Origin of the sequence: Acetoanaerobium noterae (assembly GCF_900168025.1) — a bacterium.
GTDB classification, from domain to species: Bacteria; Bacillota; Clostridia; order Peptostreptococcales; family Filifactoraceae; genus Acetoanaerobium; species Acetoanaerobium noterae.
Genome location: NZ_FUYN01000002.1, coordinates 1 through 21,815, shown reverse-complemented (window position 1 = coordinate 21,815; position 21,815 = coordinate 1). Strand labels below are relative to the sequence as shown.

Annotated in this window: 12 protein-coding genes, 1 rRNA gene, 1 pseudogene and 1 other annotated feature; of the genes and pseudogenes, 2 read left to right on the top strand and 12 right to left on the bottom strand. The window is 34.1% G+C overall.

Annotation, left to right across the window (positions count from 1 at the left end):
• Positions 1-26 precede the first annotated feature (26 nt).
• The 4 genes from hutH to B5X47_RS03715 all read right to left on the bottom strand — a co-directional run bounded on the left by hutH (position 27) and on the right by B5X47_RS03715 (position 5,072).
• Positions 27-1,562, bottom strand: a complete 1,536-nt coding sequence (gene hutH, locus B5X47_RS03730; protein ID WP_079588876.1) for a histidine ammonia-lyase — start codon at positions 1,560-1,562, stop codon at positions 27-29.
• Positions 1,563-1,929: 367 nt separating this feature from the next.
• Positions 1,930-2,757, bottom strand: coding sequence for a CPBP family intramembrane glutamic endopeptidase (locus B5X47_RS03725; protein WP_079588875.1), 828 nt, complete (start codon positions 2,755-2,757; stop codon positions 1,930-1,932).
• A gap of 37 nt (positions 2,758-2,794) precedes the next feature.
• Entirely contained in the window at positions 2,795-4,444 is a 1,650-nt protein-coding gene (locus B5X47_RS03720) for a M20/M25/M40 family metallo-hydrolase (protein WP_079588874.1), read from the bottom strand.
• A 193-nt stretch (positions 4,445-4,637) separates the two neighbouring features.
• Positions 4,638-5,072, bottom strand: coding sequence for an ATP-binding protein (locus tag B5X47_RS03715; RefSeq protein WP_079588873.1), 435 nt, complete (start codon positions 5,070-5,072; stop codon positions 4,638-4,640).
• Between the two features lie 37 nt (positions 5,073-5,109).
• Here B5X47_RS03715 and B5X47_RS03710 point away from each other — a divergent pair.
• A pseudogene (locus B5X47_RS03710) lies at positions 5,110-5,439 on the top strand (ATP-binding protein); the annotation flags it as partial.
• A 678-nt stretch (positions 5,440-6,117) separates the two neighbouring features.
• Here the strand turns inward: B5X47_RS03710 and B5X47_RS03705 are convergent.
• Both B5X47_RS03705 and B5X47_RS03700 read right to left on the bottom strand, forming a co-directional pair.
• A complete protein-coding gene (locus B5X47_RS03705; RefSeq protein ID WP_079588872.1) occupies positions 6,118-8,583 on the bottom strand; it encodes a TIR domain-containing protein in 2,466 nt (821 codons plus the stop codon).
• A gap of 314 nt (positions 8,584-8,897) precedes the next feature.
• Positions 8,898-10,247 (bottom strand): hypothetical protein, encoded by a 1,350-nt coding sequence (locus B5X47_RS03700; RefSeq protein WP_079588871.1) that lies wholly within the window; start codon positions 10,245-10,247, stop codon positions 8,898-8,900.
• Between the two features lie 140 nt (positions 10,248-10,387).
• Here B5X47_RS03700 and B5X47_RS03695 point away from each other — a divergent pair, with 140 nt between their 5' ends.
• Positions 10,388-11,017, top strand: coding sequence for a TetR/AcrR family transcriptional regulator (locus B5X47_RS03695; RefSeq protein WP_079588870.1), 630 nt, complete (start codon positions 10,388-10,390; stop codon positions 11,015-11,017).
• 165 nt (positions 11,018-11,182) lie between these two features.
• Here the strand turns inward: B5X47_RS03695 and B5X47_RS03690 are convergent, their stop codons facing one another.
• From B5X47_RS03690 to rrf, 6 genes are all read right to left on the bottom strand, one after another.
• Positions 11,183-14,623, bottom strand: a complete 3,441-nt coding sequence (locus B5X47_RS03690) for a pyruvate carboxylase (RefSeq protein ID WP_079588869.1) — start codon at positions 14,621-14,623, stop codon at positions 11,183-11,185.
• Positions 14,624-14,924: 301 nt separating this feature from the next.
• Entirely contained in the window at positions 14,925-16,352 is a 1,428-nt protein-coding gene (gene gatB / locus B5X47_RS03685; RefSeq protein WP_330395732.1) for an Asp-tRNA(Asn)/Glu-tRNA(Gln) amidotransferase subunit GatB, read from the bottom strand.
• Positions 16,345-17,820 carry an Asp-tRNA(Asn)/Glu-tRNA(Gln) amidotransferase subunit GatA gene (gene gatA, locus B5X47_RS03680; RefSeq protein WP_079588868.1) on the bottom strand — a complete coding sequence of 492 codons (1,476 nt, stop codon included), beginning with the start codon at positions 17,818-17,820 and terminating at the stop codon, positions 16,345-16,347. The genes gatB and gatA overlap by 8 nt, the downstream gene beginning before the upstream one ends.
• 98 nt (positions 17,821-17,918) lie before the next feature.
• A complete protein-coding gene (gene aspS / locus B5X47_RS03675) occupies positions 17,919-20,021 on the bottom strand; it encodes an aspartate--tRNA ligase (protein ID WP_079588867.1) in 2,103 nt (700 codons plus the stop codon).
• Between the two features lie 60 nt (positions 20,022-20,081).
• Positions 20,082-20,342, bottom strand: a binding site (T-box leader).
• 123 nt (positions 20,343-20,465) lie between these two features.
• The gene (locus tag B5X47_RS03670) at positions 20,466-21,449 is read right to left on the bottom strand and encodes an aspartate-semialdehyde dehydrogenase (protein WP_079588866.1); all 984 of its coding nucleotides are present in this window, start codon (positions 21,447-21,449) and stop codon (positions 20,466-20,468) included.
• Between the two features lie 285 nt (positions 21,450-21,734).
• Positions 21,735-21,815: ribosomal RNA gene (gene rrf / locus B5X47_RS14125) — 5S ribosomal RNA — on the bottom strand; the annotation flags it as partial.

The following is a 21,815-nucleotide window of genomic DNA, read 5'->3' as shown; positions in this document are numbered from 1 at the left end:
TTAAAGTTTCCCCTTTCTTTAATCTTCTAGTATTCTAACTCAACAGCTTTTTCAACTGCAGCTAGGATTTCACGAGAATCTATAAGAGCAGTTATTTTATCAAGCTCTTTGTACATTTCTATGTTATTGTCGTTTTCCATGAATTTAACATCTCTTCTGATTACATCGTAAGCTGGCTGAGTTCCTATTCCTAGAACAAATCCATCATTTGCTCTAAAATCTATAGCCTGGCAAGCTGCCATAAGCTCAGTAGTAAGAACTCTTTTAACGTTGTCTATTATATCTCTAGCTGTACGAGCAGCTATTGTTCCCATACTTACTATATCTTCTTGGTTTGCAGATGAAGGTATAGAATCTACTGATGCAGGGTGAGCAAGTATTTTGTTTTCTGATACTAGAGCCGCTGCTGCATACTGAGTAATCATAAATCCTGAGCTTAAGCCTCCGTCTTTTGTTAAGAAAGCTGGAAGGTCATTTAGTTGAGGATTGATAAGTCTTTCTAGTCTTCTCTCAGAAATACCTCCTATTTCAGCTGCTCCTATTCCTAAAAAGTCAAATACTACTGCCATAGGCTCGCCGTGGAAGTTTCCTCCAGAGATGATATCGCCTTCTCTTGTAACTATTGGATTGTCTGTTACTGCATTTAGCTCTAGCTCAACTTTTTCTTTTACATATAATATAGTGTCTTTTGAAGCACCGTGAACTTGAGGCACACATCTTAATGAGTAAGCATCTTGTACTCTTAACTCGCCTTGTCTTGTTGCATAAGTACTTCCTTCAAGTAGCTTAAGCATATTTTTAGCAGTAACCATCTGTCCTCTTTGGTTACGAATCACGTGAATACGTGGATCATAAGCATCAGTAATACCTCTAAGTGCCTCTACGCTAAGAGCTGCTGTAATATCGCTAAGCTTGATTAAGCCTATTGCATCATAAACTGCAAGAGCTCCTGTAGATGTAAGCACCTGAGTTCCGTTTATAAGTGCAAGACCTTCTTTTGCATCTAATTTAATTATAGGAATGCCAGCTTTGTCCATAGCTTCTTTTCCGCTCATATGTACGCCTTGATATTCTGCTTCTCCTAGTCCAAGCATAGGAAGAACCATATGTGATAATGGAGCTAAGTCTCCAGATGCTCCTAATGAACCTTTTTCTGGAACTAGAGGATGAACGCCTTTGTTTAGCATAGCAATAAGAGTCTCAAGTGTCTGAGGTCTTACTCCTGAGTATCCTTTAGAAAGTGCATTTGCTCTAGTAAGCATGATAGCTCTTACTATATCAGTAGTAAAATATGGTCCATATCCACAAGCATGAGATCTGATAAGGTTTTCCTGTAGCTGAGCACAGTCTTCCTGAGAAATCTTAACCTTAGAAAACTCACCAAATCCTGTAGTTATTCCGTATACTACCTTGTCTTTTGCAACTATATCTTCAACTATAGCTCTAGATGTAATTACATTTTGTCTAGCTTCTTCGCTTAGCTCAACTGTAGCCCCATGTCTTGCTACTTCTACTAAGTCCTCAAGTGTAAGAGTATTTCCTGTTAAAATGATGTTTTGCATTTTTTCTCCTCCTAATCTTTTTACATAACTCGATGTTTATAGGATAAATCATATCCGTCAAATTTTAGTCTAGCTTATTAATTAAATTTTAACATTATTTTGAAGATTTTATAATGAGTGTAAGTTTGCTAAATTGATTTGATTCTAAAAAAAGAGACCAATTCATTAAAAATGAAGCTAGCCTCTTTTCCCATTTGTCATATAAAAAGTTCGATTTTGTAGGCATTTACTGACACACTATCATAATTTTATAGGTTGTAAATTATAAAGCTGTGCGTCAATAAAACGTCTAATTTTTATTTTTTGTGTGCCAAAATTTCTTATGGCATTAGTAATCTTTCACTACATTAATAGACGATTTCTTTTTTTAGTATTCCTCAGATGTCCACTCACTTCTAGTTTTATATAGATATTTTAAAGTAAATGGAAGAATAAATAAAAGCGATAAGCCTATCCATATTCCAAATCCAATGTTTACTATATCAGAGCTTGCATCTATATATTCTGACATAAGGGCACTCGAAAGATTATTTGCTATATGAATAATCATAGGCGCCCAGATAGAGTTTGTCCAGTGAAGTGTAAGTCCCATAAATATAGCTAGTATAAAGGTATAGATGCCTTGAGCTACATTCATATGGTAGAGTCCAAACAGCAGTGCCTGAATAAAAAGCACCCATTTATAGGACATGACTTTATCTAGCTCATTTGTTATAAGTCCCCTAAACATGACCTCCTCTATAAATGGAGCGGCTAGACCTACACTAAATATCATCCATAATCCTCCAGAAGAGGTAAGTCCCATCATGTTTTCTACGTGAGCTTCGTAAGCTTCTGGAAGTAACATGCTTATACCTACCACTACAAGAGCATTTAGAGAAACTAGCGAAAGCCCTGCAAGAACAAGCGCTGTGGTTTTTTGTAGCGATATAGGATTGAATTTACAGTAATCGAATATGTCCTTCTTCTTAGAAGCCTTTACTATCCATGCATATACTAAAAAGGATATCGCCGCCGCAAAAACTATCGCCGATGGAAGCTTGTTATTTAGCCAGTCCATGACCTCTAGGTTTTGTAGCTTGGTATCTGAAACATAGTAGTATGTTGTTGCTACTATAATATATGTGTACTGAAACACATAGTATACAGCAAGGTAGATAAGCACAAACATCCCTGCTGAAAAAATTTTTTTCATTCATTTCCTCCTAGCAACTTTTTATCGTCATTTTTTCTTAGCCTAGAATATTTTGAAGCACATGGTCTATGAGCCTAGGCGTACGATTTAATAAATCTACTTTATATACTCTCTCCGTCAGCTTATGAAGGTCTTTCCCCCATGGTCCAATATTTACGCACGGCATAGCTATTTCCTTTATATCCTCTATAGGAACATCATATAAAGTCTCGAACAAAGGCATAGCATCTTTTAGAGCCTTTTTCGTTTCATCTGCATTTATAACATTGGTATAGCTCAGGTCTGAAATTCCTGGAAAGAAATTAACCTTATTGTATTGTTCTCCAAAATTCGCCACCGTAAACTCGTTAATTAAATTATTTAAAGCTGTGATTTTAGGGTCCGAATTTTCAAATAATTTATTCGAAACATGAGGATAATAAGGCGGCATAAGCCCATAAACTACAGTAGGCTCACTTGGAATATAGCCTATTACAAAATCCACTAGCTCAAAATTTGCATCTAGTATAGTAAGCTCTCCTGAGGCAAATCCAGTTTTTAGCTGTGACAGCTTTTCATTATATGCTATTTCAAAGCTATCACCATAAAGGTTCTTTGCTTCAGTGTATATGCCATAAAAATCCTTGACCTTTACCTTGTAATTCATAGGTTTGCTCTGATATCTGCTATATACCTCATAGTTTTTCTTCATGGTTTCAAGGACATTTTCAAATGAATCTATGCATATTTTTTCTAGCTTTAGAAGTATGTCCTTAGGGGTGTTACTAAGAGTAAGTACACTCAGGCATCCATACATGCTAAGAGGAAGCGATACATCATAAAAGCTCTTGCTATCTTTCATATATAGCCAAGTAGGTGGCACTGTCACCTCATCATCAAGGCTGTCTGCTAGCTCCATATTAATCTCAGTTCTTCTTACTATTTCACTCATTAGATTTACTGGGTTAAAGCCATCAAGCACATTGCCTGCATGAGCAAGCACTCCTCTTACATAGACAAAGCTCATAAGCTTTCCTATAGAGCCTTCATAAAAAGCACCCTTTGCTTTATCCTCTCTTCTATGAGGTTCAGAATTTATCATAAGCTTATAATCAAAGCCATAGATTTCCTTTAAAGTGTTTAAAAGCTTTACTCCTCCTCTCATGCCCGCTGATAAATTTTCTTCATCTGGTACAGCTATTAGAACTATATTTCCTTTAAAATTTTCTGCCTTGGCATACTGCTTCATAAGTGCGAGCTGAATAGCTCCTCCGCCTTTCATGTCAGCAGTTCCTCTTCCAAAAATGTAATCGCCTGAATCAAGATCCGTTTTTATTTCTTCATCAAAAGTCTCTTTTATTTGTCTAAGCTTTCCTATAAGTGGCTCTGGATTAAAAGCATCTGATTTAAATCTACCATAATCATCTATTTCTACTATATCAGAGTGATGGATGAATACTATTGTTTCATTGCCAGTTCCTTTAACCATATTCCAAAAAACTCTTCTATTATGAGGATCATTCTCTATTTTATAAAGTCCATAGTAATCAGGATTAGCTTGATAATAAGGCTGAGTTTTGCAATAGCTCATCAAAAACTGCTCAACTAGACGCTCGGATTTGGTATTTGTGTAGCTAGGAATAGCTATATATCTCTTTAATATGTCTAAAACATCCTTTTCAATCTCTTCAAAATCAATTTTGACCATATCATCAGCTCCCCATAAACTAATTTACATATACTACCTTTATTATAGACTGTATTTTGCTTTCGTTGTTAAATTTTTCTTTGACAGAATCTAGAATGCATTGATACTCATAATACATTATCATACGAGTGAAAAATATATTGATGAAATAAAACACATATTTCGGCAGCGAAAAATACAACACTTGCCAAATCTATGTTCTTTTTTGCTGCCGTTTCATAGATTCTCTTAGTCTGTAGCTCTCACCAGAAAATACAAAGATATGAGCGTGATGTACTAACCTATCTACTAAAACTGCCGTTAGGCGGTTATTGCCAAACACTATATTCCAGTTTCCAAATTCTAAATTTGAAGTAATTATCAAGCTACGCTTTTCATAAGAATCAGATATTACTTGAAATAATAACTCCGATGCATCTTTGTGCAAAGGAACAAAACCAGTCTCTTCTATGACTAGTAAATCCAATTTGTTTAATGTTCTCATAAATGTATTTAAACTGCGTTCTTGATGTTTTTCTAGCAATATATTTGCTAGTTCTGAAGCTGTATAAAACTTTATCCGTTTACCTTTAGTACATGCTTCTAATGATAGAGCTGTAGCTAAAACAAGAAATATAACATATTTCATCTCATGTCATGATTTAATAACGTAGCTTAATAAATCTCACGCTGAAAATAGATTAGAAAACAAATTAAAGCATTATGCTAAATATAAACTATTGATAATAGATGACATAGGCTATCTTCCAATAGATAGGCAAGGTGCTAACTTGTTTTTCCAGTTGATAAACAAAAGATACGAAAAGAATTCTACAATAATAACTAAAAACCAACCCCTTCACAAATTGGGAGAAATATTTTCTGATTCAACGTTAGCTAACGCTATATTAGACAGATTAATTCATCACTCAACAGTAATAAAAATAACAGGTCCATCATATCGCTTAAAAGATAAGATTGACCTGTTAGAAATAAAGGTGAATAATAAGAATTAAATTTTTTTGTACTTTAAATTCTAATAATTGTACATTTTGAGATCCTCAAAAAAATACATTTTAGCATTGATATTTAGAGATTTTTCACAAAGACATTTAATCAATGATTAACCTTTAATAAATAAGAACGGTTTTTTTGATTGTAGTTTGGATTATCTGCAATAAATATATTTTGAACCTACTAAGTAATTTGATTGAAATAATCATACTGGTGTGTTTTTTTATAAAAATATATAATAACCAATCTAAAAATGCAACGTCCCAATGATTTACAAGAAGTATATATATTAGATGATATAATGAAAAACGTATTAAACTGTTATTAGGACTCTTAATCCCTATAGAATATAGAAAAAATTTTGGATTACTTATCTAAAGTCCAAAAAACGTCCTCTCCTCCAAAAAATACATTTTGGAGTTTGCATGAGTTAATTGATATTATTGGTGCTTATTATCCAATTTCAAAATTTCAGAACCTAAACATGTTCTATTTTACGCTTACAGTAAAATTACAATTTGACAAAAATAGACAACAAACATTTTCCGTTTTAGGTTCTAATAGTATGATGGATTATTTATAAACCAAAGTGAATTCTTCCCACACTGTGGCTTTATAAAAATACAATAAGAATTTCTTATTACAGAAACCATAATATAAAATAAATTAATGTGTAATAGCTAATTGATTTCATAACGAGTTCGCAACTTTTCAAGCACTCTCTCTGGGTAATAATTTAATTCAGAAATAAGACTTGGTATAACATCATTATTCCCTTCCAAAGATGCAATAATTATTTTCATCTTAGTTAAAGTATTGTTGTTTGAGGCTAAATTATTAGTATAATTTTTAACAAAATCATTATGAATTTTCTTTAATTCATTTATTTTTTTGAATTTTACACAAATATAAAATTTATCCATTAAAACCCAATGATTATTCGGATACTTGACTAATGCTTCGTTAATTAAATCAATTGACTGCTTTTCGTCGTTTTCACAATATGCCAAATACTGTGATTTACATCTTAAATAGAATTCCTCAGCATTATTATGCTGATTTTTATTTAATTCTGATAGTAGTTTATTTAACTCAATACTTTTATCCTCAACCCTTGAGTTCCTTAATAAACTTGTAAAATAAGCATGTATGTGAAAGGGATTACTTTTTTTATCATTTTTGTAATTTTCCTTTGCTAGATTATATGCTGTTTCAAAATCATCAATACTTAAATATACTTGAACTAAATCTCTTTGAGCTCGTGCAAATTTTTTCCGCTTGCTCAGAGCTTCCTCGTATCTTTCTATTGCTTTATCTGTTTTGCCAGAAAGACGATAATAGAATCCATATAGAAAATCATGTTCTGCTCCACTAATTTTCCTTACTTCTTGATGAAAACGATCATCATTTTTCCTTGCAAGTGCTAGGCACAGATAGTATCTAATTTCTTGCTTAATGTGGTTATCGATAAAAGATTCATTAGTCAGCACTCTATCAGCTAAAATGATAACATCTTTATAATTTTTTCTAATATCGTAAAGCTCTTTCATTGTCTTTAAATAATGTGATGGAGCTAATAATCTTGCAATGTTTTCAACTTTATTCTCTAATAATGCCCTTTTAATCATATACTGATATTCAGTCAAATCAATGATATATTCATCTTGATTATAGTCATGAATGAACGCATCTAAACTTTTAGTTATTGCAAGACTGTATTCATTCGGTAGTTTTAAACTCATGCGTATAAGATAATCATGTATAATATCATTTAATCGAATATACTCTTTGTTAGTTCCAATATTAACGCATATCCCTTTCGCATAAAACTCTTCAAGATACCTGTAGTTTGCATTATCGTTTCCAACAACTTCAAAGAATGTCTCATAACCAATTGTGCCAAACTCTGACAATAAGGCTAGTATTCCTAGTGCATGACTATCTTCGCTATATTCTTTAATGATTTCTACAACTCTGTCTGTATTATAATCCACAATCAAGTGTGATTTTCTTTTGGCTTCTGCAACACCAAGTTGCTTAATTAATTGACTTGCATACATAGTTTGCTCTGGATAACCCTTTAGCAAACCAACAAAAAAATCTACATCTTGTGACAAAAGTTCCAAATCTTCCAACTGCAAATATCTGTAAAATAATCTTTCGCGTTCAGATTTACTAAGTTCTTCGATATGTGAGAACATTATATTTTCGTAATCATATTGGTATGCCTCATACACTCTGTATTTGGAAGCGATTCCAATTACCATATATCCAATTTCTGATACTTTTTCGTATAAATCCTTAAACCAACCTACTAATTCTCTTGAATGTGTAATTATACAACCATTATCATTAATAAATACTCTTTGATGTTCATCACGTAATTCATATAGCAACTTTGCTGCAATACCTACTTTCACTTCTAATGGAGTAGAAATGCTAATTTCTATTTTTCTTCTCTCTGTTAAACCCAAATCACATAATTTAAAAACAAAATCCTCAATACTTTCATGTGAATCTAGATTAATTATTGGAGGAATATAACTATATTTTATAGTATCAGTTTTTATCCAAGAATGGTAAATCACTTTTTTACGTCCAATGGTTGGAAGTCCTGATGCAATTATGAAAGCAGGAACTTTTTTTCTAAAATCATTAATTCTCATCTCAAACTCTTCAATTACATCATTTCTTCCAACAAAAATTCTATTCTTCTCAGCTAACTTAGGATGTTTTGAAAAACTCATTTCAATCAATCTTTGATGTATAAGTTGAACAGCTTTATTAGGAGAAATAACAACTTTAAGATTGTTTTCTCTGAGCCAATCAGGAATTCTCTTATCATCATGTTTTATACGGTTGTCAATAATAATAGGGAATATTCTTTCTAACTTAGAACTTTCAGTAAGAAGTGTATTTGCTTTGAATAACTCATATTTCACCCAGTGAGAATTAAGCGAATTTTCCGATAAAAATACTACAAACAAATCGCTACTGTTCAATCCTCTATCAATTTCTTCAATAGATTTCACTCCTTCTTCAAAAGTGTATTCATCATAAATTATTCGATCTCTTTCCATTTTTTTTGAAACAACTCTAACATAATGATCTTTGTCTGAACTACTATGAGATAAAAAAACTTTCATATCTTCCCCCTATAATTAATACTATATTTATTTATTGATGTTAACTAAATATATCTATGGCTAGAGTAACATAAAATAAACTTAGAATACTTCCCATTTTATTACACAACATATACCTTTTACAAATAATCATACTATTTTGTGAGTTCTTTTTTATTATAATTCCATTAATAACCTATCCCAAAATATAATATAGTGGTCAAAAAGAACCATCATTAATGATTTCTTCTGAGGATAGTTCGCTATTTTATAAAGTTCATAGTAATCAGTATTATTTTGACCATATCATCAGCTCCCCAAAAACTAAATTGTTCTTACATTAATATGCGGTGGTAAAAAGGGTGTCTGTCTTTGTCCAACTTATCATACAGCTTAAGCTCTGCACTTTCTCCATCATAGACATATATATACAGCTTATCCTCCTCTTTTGTCATAACCAAAAATTCGCCCTCATTCTTAGAATTTACTACCTTTATTATAGACTGTATTTTGCTTTCGTTGTTAAATTTTTCTTTGACCAAGCTCTCATCTGCCCAGTTTATTTTAGGCTCACTCGTAACCAAATAAAAGCTCGAATCTAAGCTTCCGTTTTTCTCCACCTTCACTTCTATATTGCTTGATTCATTGTAGATGTCATTGTCTTTATTATTGTAATAAAAAGTCATATAATCAAAATCCCTATTTTGATTCTCACTTACATATTCATACTTGTTTTTCTCACTGCTTACAAACTCTCCACCTATGCCTAGTTTATTTATGTGCTCATCTGCTAGAGCTCTCATCTTATCTTCTGTCAACTCCTCTTGCTCATCATTAAAAATTCTATATGACTGATAAAAATTCACTTTATTTTCTGCTAGTACATATTCAAAGGTATACACATCTTCATCTGTTCTATCTAGAGACTTAGGGTCTTTTTTCGTAGTATATGACCAGCTATATCTTTCATCTGCATAAGGCTCAGCAAAATATGAAAGCGTATCTAAACCAGTAACTCTTTTAGAGATTTTTGCTAGCTCCTCTCTTACAGATTCTTTAGTAATATTATTTTCCTCTTTAGCTACTTCCATTTGCAATTTTAAATTCTCTGGGCTCGATTTTTCATAAGCTTTGCTCATAAACTCAATATGCTCTTCATATATCTCAAAGATTTCTTTTTCCAGCTTTTTTCTTTCATCGTAATTGTTATTATCATATTCAATTAGCTGCTTTGCATTTTCAAGATTAGCTCTATTAAATTTACTAAGCTCCTTAATATATATTAGCTCTTTTTCCGAAACGCTATCATCAGAGATAACGGCTTCTATATTTTTATTTACCCCTGAATACACTTCGATAGCATCAAAAAAATATTCAGAATCCACGGATTTTTTCTGAACTATAGCCATGTTCATTCTATTTCTTTCCATCAAAGTTATAACTGAATTTTCTATATATACTGGTCTTATTTCATTGATATTATTTATCTCCTGAACTGAAGTAAGATAGGTATCAAGGTTCTCAAGCTGATTGACATATAGCTCAAAATTTACATATAGATTGCTCTTATATGCGTTCTTGGAGCCTATTACTTCCTCCACATAGTTTTGACTTAAAAATAGCACTAGTACTCCCAGTAATCCAATGAGTTTATTTCTAAAAGCTTCTTCAGTAAAAAACTTCACCTTCTATCATCCCCCTGCATGCATTTTCCTTAGATTACCATATATGCTCCAGATAAAAATAAAAATATATTGACAAAAAAATTTATAAATTATAGCATGACTTATAAGAATTATAGAATATAACCAAATGAGGAGATATAATGCCAAAAGAAACTTTTTTTAACCTTCCTGAAGAAAAGAGACAAAACATATATAATATTGCTATAGATGAATTTTCTAACAAGCCTTATGAAAAAGTCAGCATAAGCCAAATTGTTTCACGTGCAAAGATTGCAAAAGGAAGCTTTTATCAGTATTTTGAAGATAAGGAAGACCTCTACACCTATATTATAGATATAATAGGTCAAGAAAAAATCAAATTTATGGAAAAGGATTTTGACAAAATTGAGGATATGGATTTTTTTGAATTTATGAGATTGCTCTATAGAAATGGTGTCAAATTTGCAGCTGCCGAGCCAAACTTGACCAAAATAGCAACTGGATTCATGGTGAATATCCCAAAGGATTTAAAAAATAAGATTATATCTAGAAATGCAACAAGTGCAGTGGACTTATTCAACGCCTTTATCCAAAAAGCCATGGACAAAAATGAGCTAAGAGATGACATCGATGTAAACCTAACCTCTCAGATACTCACTCATATGAGTATAGCCATAACTGAATTTTACTTTGATAACTCAAATAATGTCAGCGAAGAAAACTTTGAAAACCTTCTAAAAAGTGCTGATGCAATGATAGATATTTTGAAATTCGGACTAAAAAAGCAGTAGTTTACAATAGAAAATCCTAGATTAAGCTCTACGCTAATGCTTTGCAGATGCTTTTTAATCTAGGATTTTTAGTATTAAAAATACCACTCAAAAGTCTTTTATATAAGACCTTTGCATGGTATTTTTAATTTTTGTCACTTATAAAAGACTTTTAGTCTCTATTGATTATATTTCCTCAAGCTTTATAAGAAGCTCTCCTGATTTTACTTGCTGCTGCTCTTTTACTAGGATAGCCTCTATTTTTCCAGCTTGCATAGCTACTATATTGGTCTCCATTTTCATGGCTTCTACTACCATTAGGCTTTGTTTCTCTTCTACTACTTCGCCTTCTTTTACTAGTATCTTTAGTACCGTGCCTGGTATGCTTGCCCCTATTTCCATTTTGTTGTCAGGGTCAGCCATTTGAGTAAAGGTAACTTTATTTTCCTGTCCGCTGTTTTTATCGTAGATTTTTATCTCTCTTCTGTTTCCATTTACTTCAAATGCAAGCAATCGGCTTCCTTCCTTGTCAACCTTACCTATTTCTAAAAGCTTGATAACTAGGATTTTACCTTTTGCTATTTCTACTTCACAAGTCTCTCCTTCTGAAAGTCCATGGAAGAAGATGTCGCTTCCCATTCGGCTAAGATCACCGTAATCCTTGATATATTTTAGGTAGTCCTCAAACACCTTAGGATATAGGGCGTAGCTTAAGGCATCCTTCATATTAGGCTCTATTTTATGAGTCTTTTTAAGATACAGCATTATAGCTTCAAAATCTTCCTCTTCAAGTAGCTGTCCTGGTCTTACTGTTACAGGCTCTTCACCTTTTAGCACCATTTCTTGGATGTCTTTTGGAAATCCTCCCATAGGCTGTCCCATCATACCTTTAAAGTAAGTCACTACTGAGTCTGGATATGTTAAATCCTGTCCTTTTTGAGTGATATTTTCAGGAGTAAGATCATTTTGAACCATAAAGATTGCAAAGTCTCCTACCATTTTTGATGAAGGAGTAACCTTTACTATATCTCCTACCATCTCATTTACGTTTTTATACATCTCTTTTACTTCTTTGAATTTATGTCCCAGTCCAAAGCTCTCTACTTGAGGCTTTAGGTTTGAATACTGTCCTCCTGGAATTTCATACTTGTATACTTCAGTAGTCCCTGATTTTAAATCAGATTCAAACTTTGCATACACAGGTCTTACTGCTTCCCAGTATCTAGATATTTCTTCAATATTATCCAGATTTATGCCTGTAGCTCTTGAAGTGTTTTCTAAAGCTGCAACTACAGAGTTTAGTGCAGGCTGACTAGTAAGTCCAGACATGCTGTTAAATGCAGTATCTGCTATATCCACTCCTGCTTCAGCTGCCATAAGCACTGTTGCTACTCCATTACCTGAAGTATCATGTGTGTGAAGGTGAATAGGAATAGAAATCTCTTGCTTAAGTGCTCTTATTAATTTATCTGCGGCATAAGGCTTAAGTAGAGCTGCCATATCTTTGATTCCTAGGATATTTGCTCCTAGTCTTTCAAGCTCCTTTGCCATATCTACATAGTATTTTAAAGTATATTTATCTCTAGTTTCGTCTAAAATATCTCCTGTGTAGCAAATACAAGCCTCTGCAACTTTGTTGTTATTTCTCACTTCTTCTATTGCCAGCTTCATACCATCAAGCCAGTTAAGTGAGTCAAATATTCTAAATATATCTATACCTGAAATTGAAGACTGCTTTATAAAGGCTTTGATTACATTGTCAGGATAGTTTTTGTAGCCTACTGCGTTACTTCCTCTAAGCAGCATCTGAAACATCACGTTTGGAATTCTTTGTCTTAAGTCCTCTAATCTCTCCCATGGAGACTCATTTAGAAATCTATATGCCACATCAAAGGTTGCTCCACCCCACATTTCTAGAGAGAACAAATCATTTCCATAAACTGATGTAGCTCTTGCTATACGAGTCATATCTCTAGTTCTTACTCTAGTAGCCATAAGTGACTGATGGGCATCTCTCATAGTAGTATCTGTGATTAGAAGCTTTCTCTGCTCATGAATCCATGATACTAAGCCCTCTGGACCTTTTGCATCTAAAATCTGCTTTGTTCCCACAAGCCCTGAAGGTCTAGGTGGCATAGGTGCTACTGGCACATCGAAATCCTTTTTGCTTCCTTTTGTTTCGTTTACTACCTTTTCACCAATATATCTGAGTACCTTTAGCTCCTTGTCCGTCTTAGGTGCTATGTCAAATAACGATGGATTGTCAGCTATGAAGTGAGTATCGCAAAGTCCTTTATGAAACTCTTCTCTATTTAAAACATTGATTAGAAATCCAGTATTTGTTTTTACTCCCGCAACAGAAAGCTCCTTGATTGAACGTATAGCTTTTCTTATTGTATCTTCAAAAGTTCTAGATTGAGCAGTTACCTTAACGAGCAAGCTGTCATAGTATGGACTAATTACAGAGCCTGTAAAGCCATTTCCTCCATCTAGTCTTATACCAAAGCCTGAGCCTGTACGATATACATCTATTTTACCTGTATCTGGAGCAAAGTTATTTGATGGATCTTCTGTTGTAACCCTGCACTGAATAGCAAAGCCTCTAGGCTTTATATCTGCTTGGGATGCAATTCCAACCTCAGGAGAATCTAGTGAGTAGCCTTGAGCTACTAATATTTGGCTTTGAACTATGTCATAGCCTGTAACCATCTCTGTAACTGTATGCTCTACCTGAATACGAGGATTCATTTCTATGAAGTAATGGTTTCCATTTTTATCAACTAAAAACTCAACTGTACCTGCATTGCAGTAATCTACTGCTTTTGCTATCTTTAAAGCATCTTGGCATATCTGCTCACGTTTTTCCTGTGTAAGAGAAACTGCAGGAGTAAACTCGATTAGCTTTTGATGTCTTCTTTGAATGGAGCAGTCTCTTTCATAGAGGTGAACTATATTACCATGAGTATCACCTAATATTTGTACTTCTATATGCTTAGGCTTTTCTAAGTATTTTTCTATGAATATATCATCTATACCAAAGGCTTTTTTCGCTTCACTTTGAGCGCTGTGAAAAGCTTCTAGTAGCTCTTCTTCCTTTGTTACTATACGCATACCTCTTCCGCCGCCGCCTGCTGCTGCTTTTATCATTACAGGGTAACCGCAAAATGCTGCAAATTCCTTAGCTTCTTCATCTGATTTAATTGGTTTTTCTACTCCTGGTATAGTAGGAACATTGGCTTTTTTTGCAACTATCTTAGACTGAATTTTATCACCTAAGCTATCTATCATCTCGCCAGTCGGTCCAATAAATACTATTCCTGCCTCAGCGCATTTTCTTGCAAACTCAGCATTTTCAGACAAGAATCCATATCCAGGGTGAATTGCATCTACGCCTTTTTTTAATGCAAGTCCTATGATTTCATCTATCCCTAAATAAGCCTCTACAGGTCCCTTATTTTTACCTACAAGATAGGATTCGTCTGCCTTGGTTCTAAATAATGAGGTTCTATCTTCATTTGAATATATTGCTACTGATCTAATTCCCAGTTCCTTACATGCACGAAAAACCCTTATCGCTATTTCACCACGGTTAGCGACTAAAATTCTTTTGAATTTTTTCACTTTCATGACAGCCTCCTTAAAAAATCTTGCAGATAATTATGACAAACACGAACATTAATCAATATTATCCGTTTATAGTTTAGAAAAGTTATAAGATAGATTATATATACTAAGGACTCATTTTACAAGTATTTTTGAACAAAAATAATAAGTTTAATCATAAAATTTTGTTTTTATCTATACTCGTTTTAGTTCTGTTTTCTAGGAAAACATTTTTCTCTTTGCAAGTTGATGATTTTTTTTGCAAGATATAGCTATCTTTATTTAGCTTTTCATAGCTGTCCATTTTATAATAGCATTGTATTTTTTACTTAGTTATTAGCTCACTCAAAATCTTAGCTGTAAGACTTGGACTTGCCTTGCCCTTTGTTTGTCTCATCACACTTCCTACTAAAGCTTGGAAAGCTTTCTCCTTGCCTGCTTTATATGAGCTTACTATATCTTCGTTTTCTGCTATGAGCTTTGATATTATACCTTCAAGTAAAGCTACATCTGTAATCTGACGCATATCTTCTTTTTCTATTATCTCGTCTACGTCTTTATCGCTCTTCCATAGAAGCTCAACTATTTTCTTTGCCATGCTTTGACTGATTACATCCTCTTCTATACGCTTTGCTAATACTCCAAGCTTTGAAGGTGCAAATGGAATCTTTTCTGCTTCTTCTTCCTTGCCAAGAAGTCTAAATACTTCGCTGAGCATAAGGTTAGCTACCAGCTTTGCACTACCTTCTTTTACTGCCTCTTCATAAAAATCTGCTATAAATTTTTCTGATACTAACTTATCTGCTTCATAAGCTGTAAGGCCGTAGCTATCCATATAAGTTTTCTTTCTTTGATCAGGAAGCACTTCTATTGAGTCTTTAATTTCCTTTAGCTTTTCTTTTGTTATCACTATAGGAGCAAGATCAGGATCTGGGAAGTATCTATAATCATGTGCATCTTCTTTAGTTCTCATGCTAAATGATTTTCCTAGCTCTGGATCCCATCTTCTAGTTTCCTGAATTACTTCATCTCCTGATTCTATCACTTCAATTTGTCTTTTGAATTCGCTTTCTATGGCTTTTACTATGAAGCTAAAGGAGTTTAGGTTTTTCATTTCTGTACGAGTTCCTAGAATTTCGCTTCCCTTTTCTCTTACTGATAAATTGACATCACAGCGAAATGACCCTTCATTCATCTTGCAATCCGATATTCCTGCGTACATTATTATGGATCTTAGCTTTTGCAGATAGGCTTTAGCCTGAGCAGCACTTCTTATATCTGGTTCAGACACTATTTCAATAAGTGGAACTCCTGCTCTGTTGTAGTCTATAAGAGAGCCCCCATCAGTATGGATTAGCTTGCCTGCATCCTCTTCTATATGAATTCTAGTTATTCCTATTTTGTAGTTTTCATTTTCTTCTTCTATTTCTATATATCCATCATGGCAAAGTGGAAGGTCATATTGAGAAACTTGATAAGCCTTTGCTAAATCTGGATAGAAATAGTTTTTTCTATCTTGCTTTCCTCTAGGAGTGATACTGCAGTTAGTGGCTATACCTGCTTTTACTGCATAATCTACAACTTTTTTATTTAGTACTGGAAGACTTCCTGGAAGTCCCATGCAAACTGGGCAGGTCTGAGTGTTTGGACTTGCTCCAAATTTTGTACTGCATCCGCAAAATATTTTCGTGTTTGTATCTAGCTCTACATGGACCTCTAGTCCAATTACCATTTCATATTGTTTTTTAGCCACCGTATACCCCTCCTGTCTTTGTGATTTCAGCTTTATATGCCTGTTCATAGTTATAAGCAGCTCTTAAAAGAGTGTCCTCAGAAAAAGTACTTCCAATAAGCTGCATCCCTACAGGAAGCTCATCCTTATCGAATCCACAGTTCATAGAAAGCGCTGGAAGTCCTGCTATGTTTACAGGCACTGTATAAATATCTCCCATATATGCCTCTACTGGATCTGTTCTCTTCTCTCCTATTTTATAAGCTGTAGTAGGTGCTACAGGAGATAGTATCATGTCATAATCCTTAAATATCTCATCATAAGACTGCTTTATAAGAGTTCTTACTTTTAGAGCTTTTTTATAATAAGCATCGTAGAATCCAGAGCTAAGAGCATAGGTTCCTAGCAGTATTCTTCTTTTTACTTCTTTTCCAAAGCCTTCTTGTCTAGATTTTTTATATAGCTCCTCCAAAGATGCGTATTCATCTGTTCTGTATCCATACTGGATAGAGTCGAATCTAGCAAGGTTTGATGAGGCTTCAGCTGATGAGATGATGTAATAAGCTGATAGTGCATAGTCTAGATTTTTTATCTTTACATCCTCTACTATAGCGCCTAGCTTTTCAAATTTTTCTGCAGCTTTTAATATGCTCTCTTTTACGTCTGCTTGAACTCCCTGCTCGAAAAACTCTCTAGGAAGAGCTATTTTCATGCCTTTTATATCTTTTTTTATCTCTGTTTCATAGCTAGGCTTTTCAAATCTAACACTAGTGCTGTCTTTTGCATCGTGTCCTATCAGTACCTCTAAGGTAAGCGCTGCATCTTCAACTGTTCTAGCTATAGGTCCAATTTGGTCTAATGATGAAGCAAAAGCTACTAAGCCACTTCTAGATACTGAGCCATAGGTAGGCTTTATTCCTACTGCCCCGCAAAAGCTTGCTGGCTGTCTTATCGAGCCCCCAGTATCAGAGCCTAGAGCTACTAGTGCCTGATGAGATACAACTGAAGCCGCTGAACCTCCTGAACTTCCACCTGGTACTCTTGATATATCGTGAGGATTTGTGGTTATTTTATAATAAGAGTTTTCTGTAGAGCCACCCATTGCAAACTCATCTAGGTTTACTTTACCTAGCATTATGGCATCCTCACCTTTTAACCTTTTAACTACCTCAGCATCAAATGGAGACATATAGCCCTGCATCATCTTTGATGCACAGGTTGTAGGCATATCCACAGTACACATATTGTCCTTTAATGCTATTGGCATTCCTGCTAATCTTCCAAGCTTTTCACCGTTTTTTCTTTTAGTATCTAAAGCTTCAGCTTGTTTTACAGCCTCTTTGTTTATATATAAATAAGCTCCTATTTTATCATCTACTTTTTCAATCTGAGCTATATATGACTTAGCTATATCTACACTTGATATTTCACTTTTATCTAGAGCAGATTCCAGCTCCTTTATCGACATATCTATAATTCTGGTTTTCATAATCCACCTCGTGACTTTCTATTTAAATTTAAGCTTGATTGTAAGCTTCGTTATAAGCAAATGGTAAGCACATGCAATTTATGTTATCTCCAAGCTTCTTATTCTATGATTTGAGGAACAAAGAAACATCCTTCTTCTTTTGTTTTAGCATTTTTTAGAAGCTCATCTCTATCGTAGGATTTTTCTAGCTCATCTTCTCTAAACACATTGCACACTGGAAGTATATGATCTAGTGGCAAAGTATCAGAAGTATCGAGCTTCGAAAGCTCATCTGCAAAAGCTATAATATTACTTAAATCTTCACTTAGACTCATTTTTTCAGATTCATCTAAATGAATTCTAGCAAGGTCAGCTACATACTCTATAGTTTCTTTTGTCACAGCTGATTTTGATTCAGATTTTTTAATTACTGCTCCTTGAGCTTTTGTATATAGCTCTAGCTCACTTAGCTGGTCATCACTAACTGTAGATGGAGAGCTTATCATTACGCAAGAGCCGTCTCTCATCTTAGGGAAAGCTATTACCTCTCTGATTGATGATGACCCAGTTAGTAGCATCACTAATCTATCTACTCCAAATGCAAATCCTCCATGAGGCGGCGTTCCGTATTCAAAGGCTTCTAGCATAAAGCCAAAGCGCTCTTTTGCTTCTTCCTCGCTAAACCCAAGTAATGAAAACATTTTAGCTTGCAACTCCTGCTCATGGATTCTTATACTTCCACTTCCAAGCTCCACTCCATTTAGGACTATATCATAAGATTTTGCTCTAACTAGCCCTGGGTCTTTGTCCATAAGTGCAAAATCCTCGTCCTTTGGCATAGTAAATGGATGATGCATTGCTACGTAACGTTTTTCTTCTTCTGACCACTCAAGAAGAGGAAAATCAGTTACTACTAAAAACTCAAAATCATCTTTTTTTCTTAGCCCTAGCATATCGGCAGCATCTAATCTCAATCCTCCAAGTATCTTGTAAACCGATGCTTCCTTGTCAGCGCAAAAGATAATGAGATCTCCAGGCTCTGCCTGCATTTTATCTAAAATACTATCCATTTCTTCTTTTTTGAAGAACTTGGTCAGTACAGATTTAAGCTCTTTATCTTGACCTATAGCTATCCACGCCATTCCTTTTCCGCCATAGCTCACAGCTTTTTCAGTTAGCTCCTCTATTTGAGTTCTTGTAAAGCTATCTCCACCTTTTACATTTATGGCTTTTACTATGCCAGTAGAGTTTGCAATCTTAGAAAAAACTTCAAAGCTACAAGTCTTTGCTATATCTGTAAGATCCACCATTTCAAAGCCAAATCTCGTATCTGGCTTATCTGAGCCATATAATGACATTGCTTCATCATAGGTAAGTCTTCTAAATGGAGTTTTAAACTCTCTTTTAAGTACATCACTGCCTATCTTGCTAAATAAATGCTCTAGTAGCTCAATTACATCCTCTTGATCTACAAATGATAGCTCCATATCTAGCTGTGTGAACTCAGGCTGTCTATCAGCTCTTAAATCTTCATCTCTAAAGCATTTTGCAACCTGGAAATATTTATCCACTCCCCCTACCATAAGTAGCTGCTTATAAATCTGAGGTGACTGAGGCAGAGCATAAAATGTCCCTTTATCCATTCTGCTTGGTACTAGAAAGTCTCTAGCTCCTTCAGGAGTACTCTTGGTTAATATAGGAGTTTCAACTTCTAGAAAATCCTGCTCTATAAGATAATTTCTAACTGTAGATATAACCTTTTGTCTCATCTTTAGATTCTCTAGCATAGCAGGTCTTCTAAGATCTAGATATCTATGTGTAAGTCTTAATTCTTCCTTTACTAAGCTAGCATCCTCTATCATAAAAGGTGGAGTTTTTGCTTTTGAAAGTATTCTAACCTCCGTAGCCCTTATATCTATAGTTCCAGTCTCTAGGTTAGGGTTTATAGTATCCTCATCTCTTTTTTCTACTCTTCCTTTAATTGCAACAACATATTCACTTCTTATTCCTTCAGCTTTTTCAAAATCTTCCTCTGAAACATTTTTCGCATCTATAACTACTTGGATGATTCCAGTCTTATCTCTTAAATCTAAAAATATTACACCTCCTAAATCTCTTCTTCTTTGTACCCAGCCCATTACTATTTGGTTAGTATCTATATCCTTTTCTCTTAATACGTTACAGTATACTGTTCTTTTTAATCCAGCCATAAATTCAGCCATTTCATTTCCTCCTTAAGAATATTCATATATTTATGCAAATAAAAAAACCTTCCATCCCTATACAGGGACGAAAGGTTAATAGACTTTTCGCGGTACCACCCAGATTGATTCACTTAATGAATCCTCCTCATTCGATACGGACAATAAATGCTGTCGATATCTACCAGATATAACGGTCTGGCTCCGACTAAGTCTACTCACTCAAGGCTTTCGGTTAGCAACTCTGAGATGTTCTTCAATCAAAAATCCGTACCGCTTTCTCACCATCTGCGGCTCTCTGTAACTACCAATCTGATTTACTCTTCTCTTCATAGTCTTTTGGGAAATATTAAATTTAAATGTTGAAATTGATTATAGGATAGATTTCAATTAGTGTCAACACATAAAAATTAAATTTTTCATATTTAAAAAAATTGTGGAACTCGGTTCCACAATTTTTATGTTTTATAAAAATAGTTCGGCTATCTGAACAGAGTTTGTAGCAGCACCTTTTCTAATATTGTCAGCAACTACCCACATATTCAATCCATTTTCTATACTGAAATCTCTTCTTACTCTACCCACAAATACTTCATCTTTTCCTTCTGCGTGTATAGCCATAGGATATATATTGTTTTTTACATCATCTACAACTACTACTCCATCAGTTGATTTAAGAAGTGAAAATACTTCATCTAGATCAAAAGGCTTTTCAAACTCTAGATTGATAGATACACTGTGAGAGTATTTTACTGGCACTCTAACTGTTGTAGCTGTAACTCTTATACTTTCATCCCCTAGTATCTTTTGAGTCTCCTTAATCATCTTAATTTCTTCTTTAGTGTAGCCATCCTCATTAAAAACATCTATATGTGGAATACAGTTGTAGGCTATAGGATGAGGATATTTTTGAGGAGACTGACCCTTCATGCCTTCTTCTAAATCTTTTATTCCTCCAACGCCTGAACCTGATACTGACTGATATGTAGAATAAACAATCCTTTTAATTTTAAATCTTTCATGAAGCTTAACTAAAGGAACTACCGACTGTATAGTTGAGCAATTAGGGTTTGCAATAATTCCACTTTGCCATTTTACATCATCTGGGTTTACCTCTGGTACTATAAGAGGAACATCTTTATCCATCCTCCATGCACTACTGTTATCTATAACTACTGTACCTTTTGACTTTGCTATAGGAGCATAAATTTTACTAACATCTCCTCCAGCTGAAAATAGTGCTATATCGATTTTTCTATCGAATGAATGCTCATCTAATTCTTCTACCGTATATTCTTTATCACAGAAGGTTATCTTCGTTCCCTTTGACTTTCCTGATGAGAATAAATATAGATTTTCGATAGGAAAAGCTCTTTCTTCTAGTACTTTGAGCATCATTCTTCCTACCATACCTGTTGCTCCTACTACTGCTACGTTAAATTTTTTCATGATATTTCCTCCTGTGTCTGAAATTTTAGCATTTTGCTATACTTGGATATGTCTTATCCTGCAAAAAGTTTATTAAGTAGTATACTAACACCGTTTTTTTATTAAATCAACATATTTTTAATTAATAGCCACTTAATTTTTCAAATTTCTTCCATTTTGACATCATGCTTATATATACATACTTATATACATATCTTCTATTTCTTATCTCTTAATAGTAATATACTTAATTTCGCCTATTTTTTTGCATTAAAAAACCACAGAATATGATTTCTGTGGTTAGTCAATTGGCTACGTCCTACTCTCCCGGGACCCTGCGGTCCGAGTACCATCGGCGATGAAGAGCTTAACTGCTGTGTTCGGGAT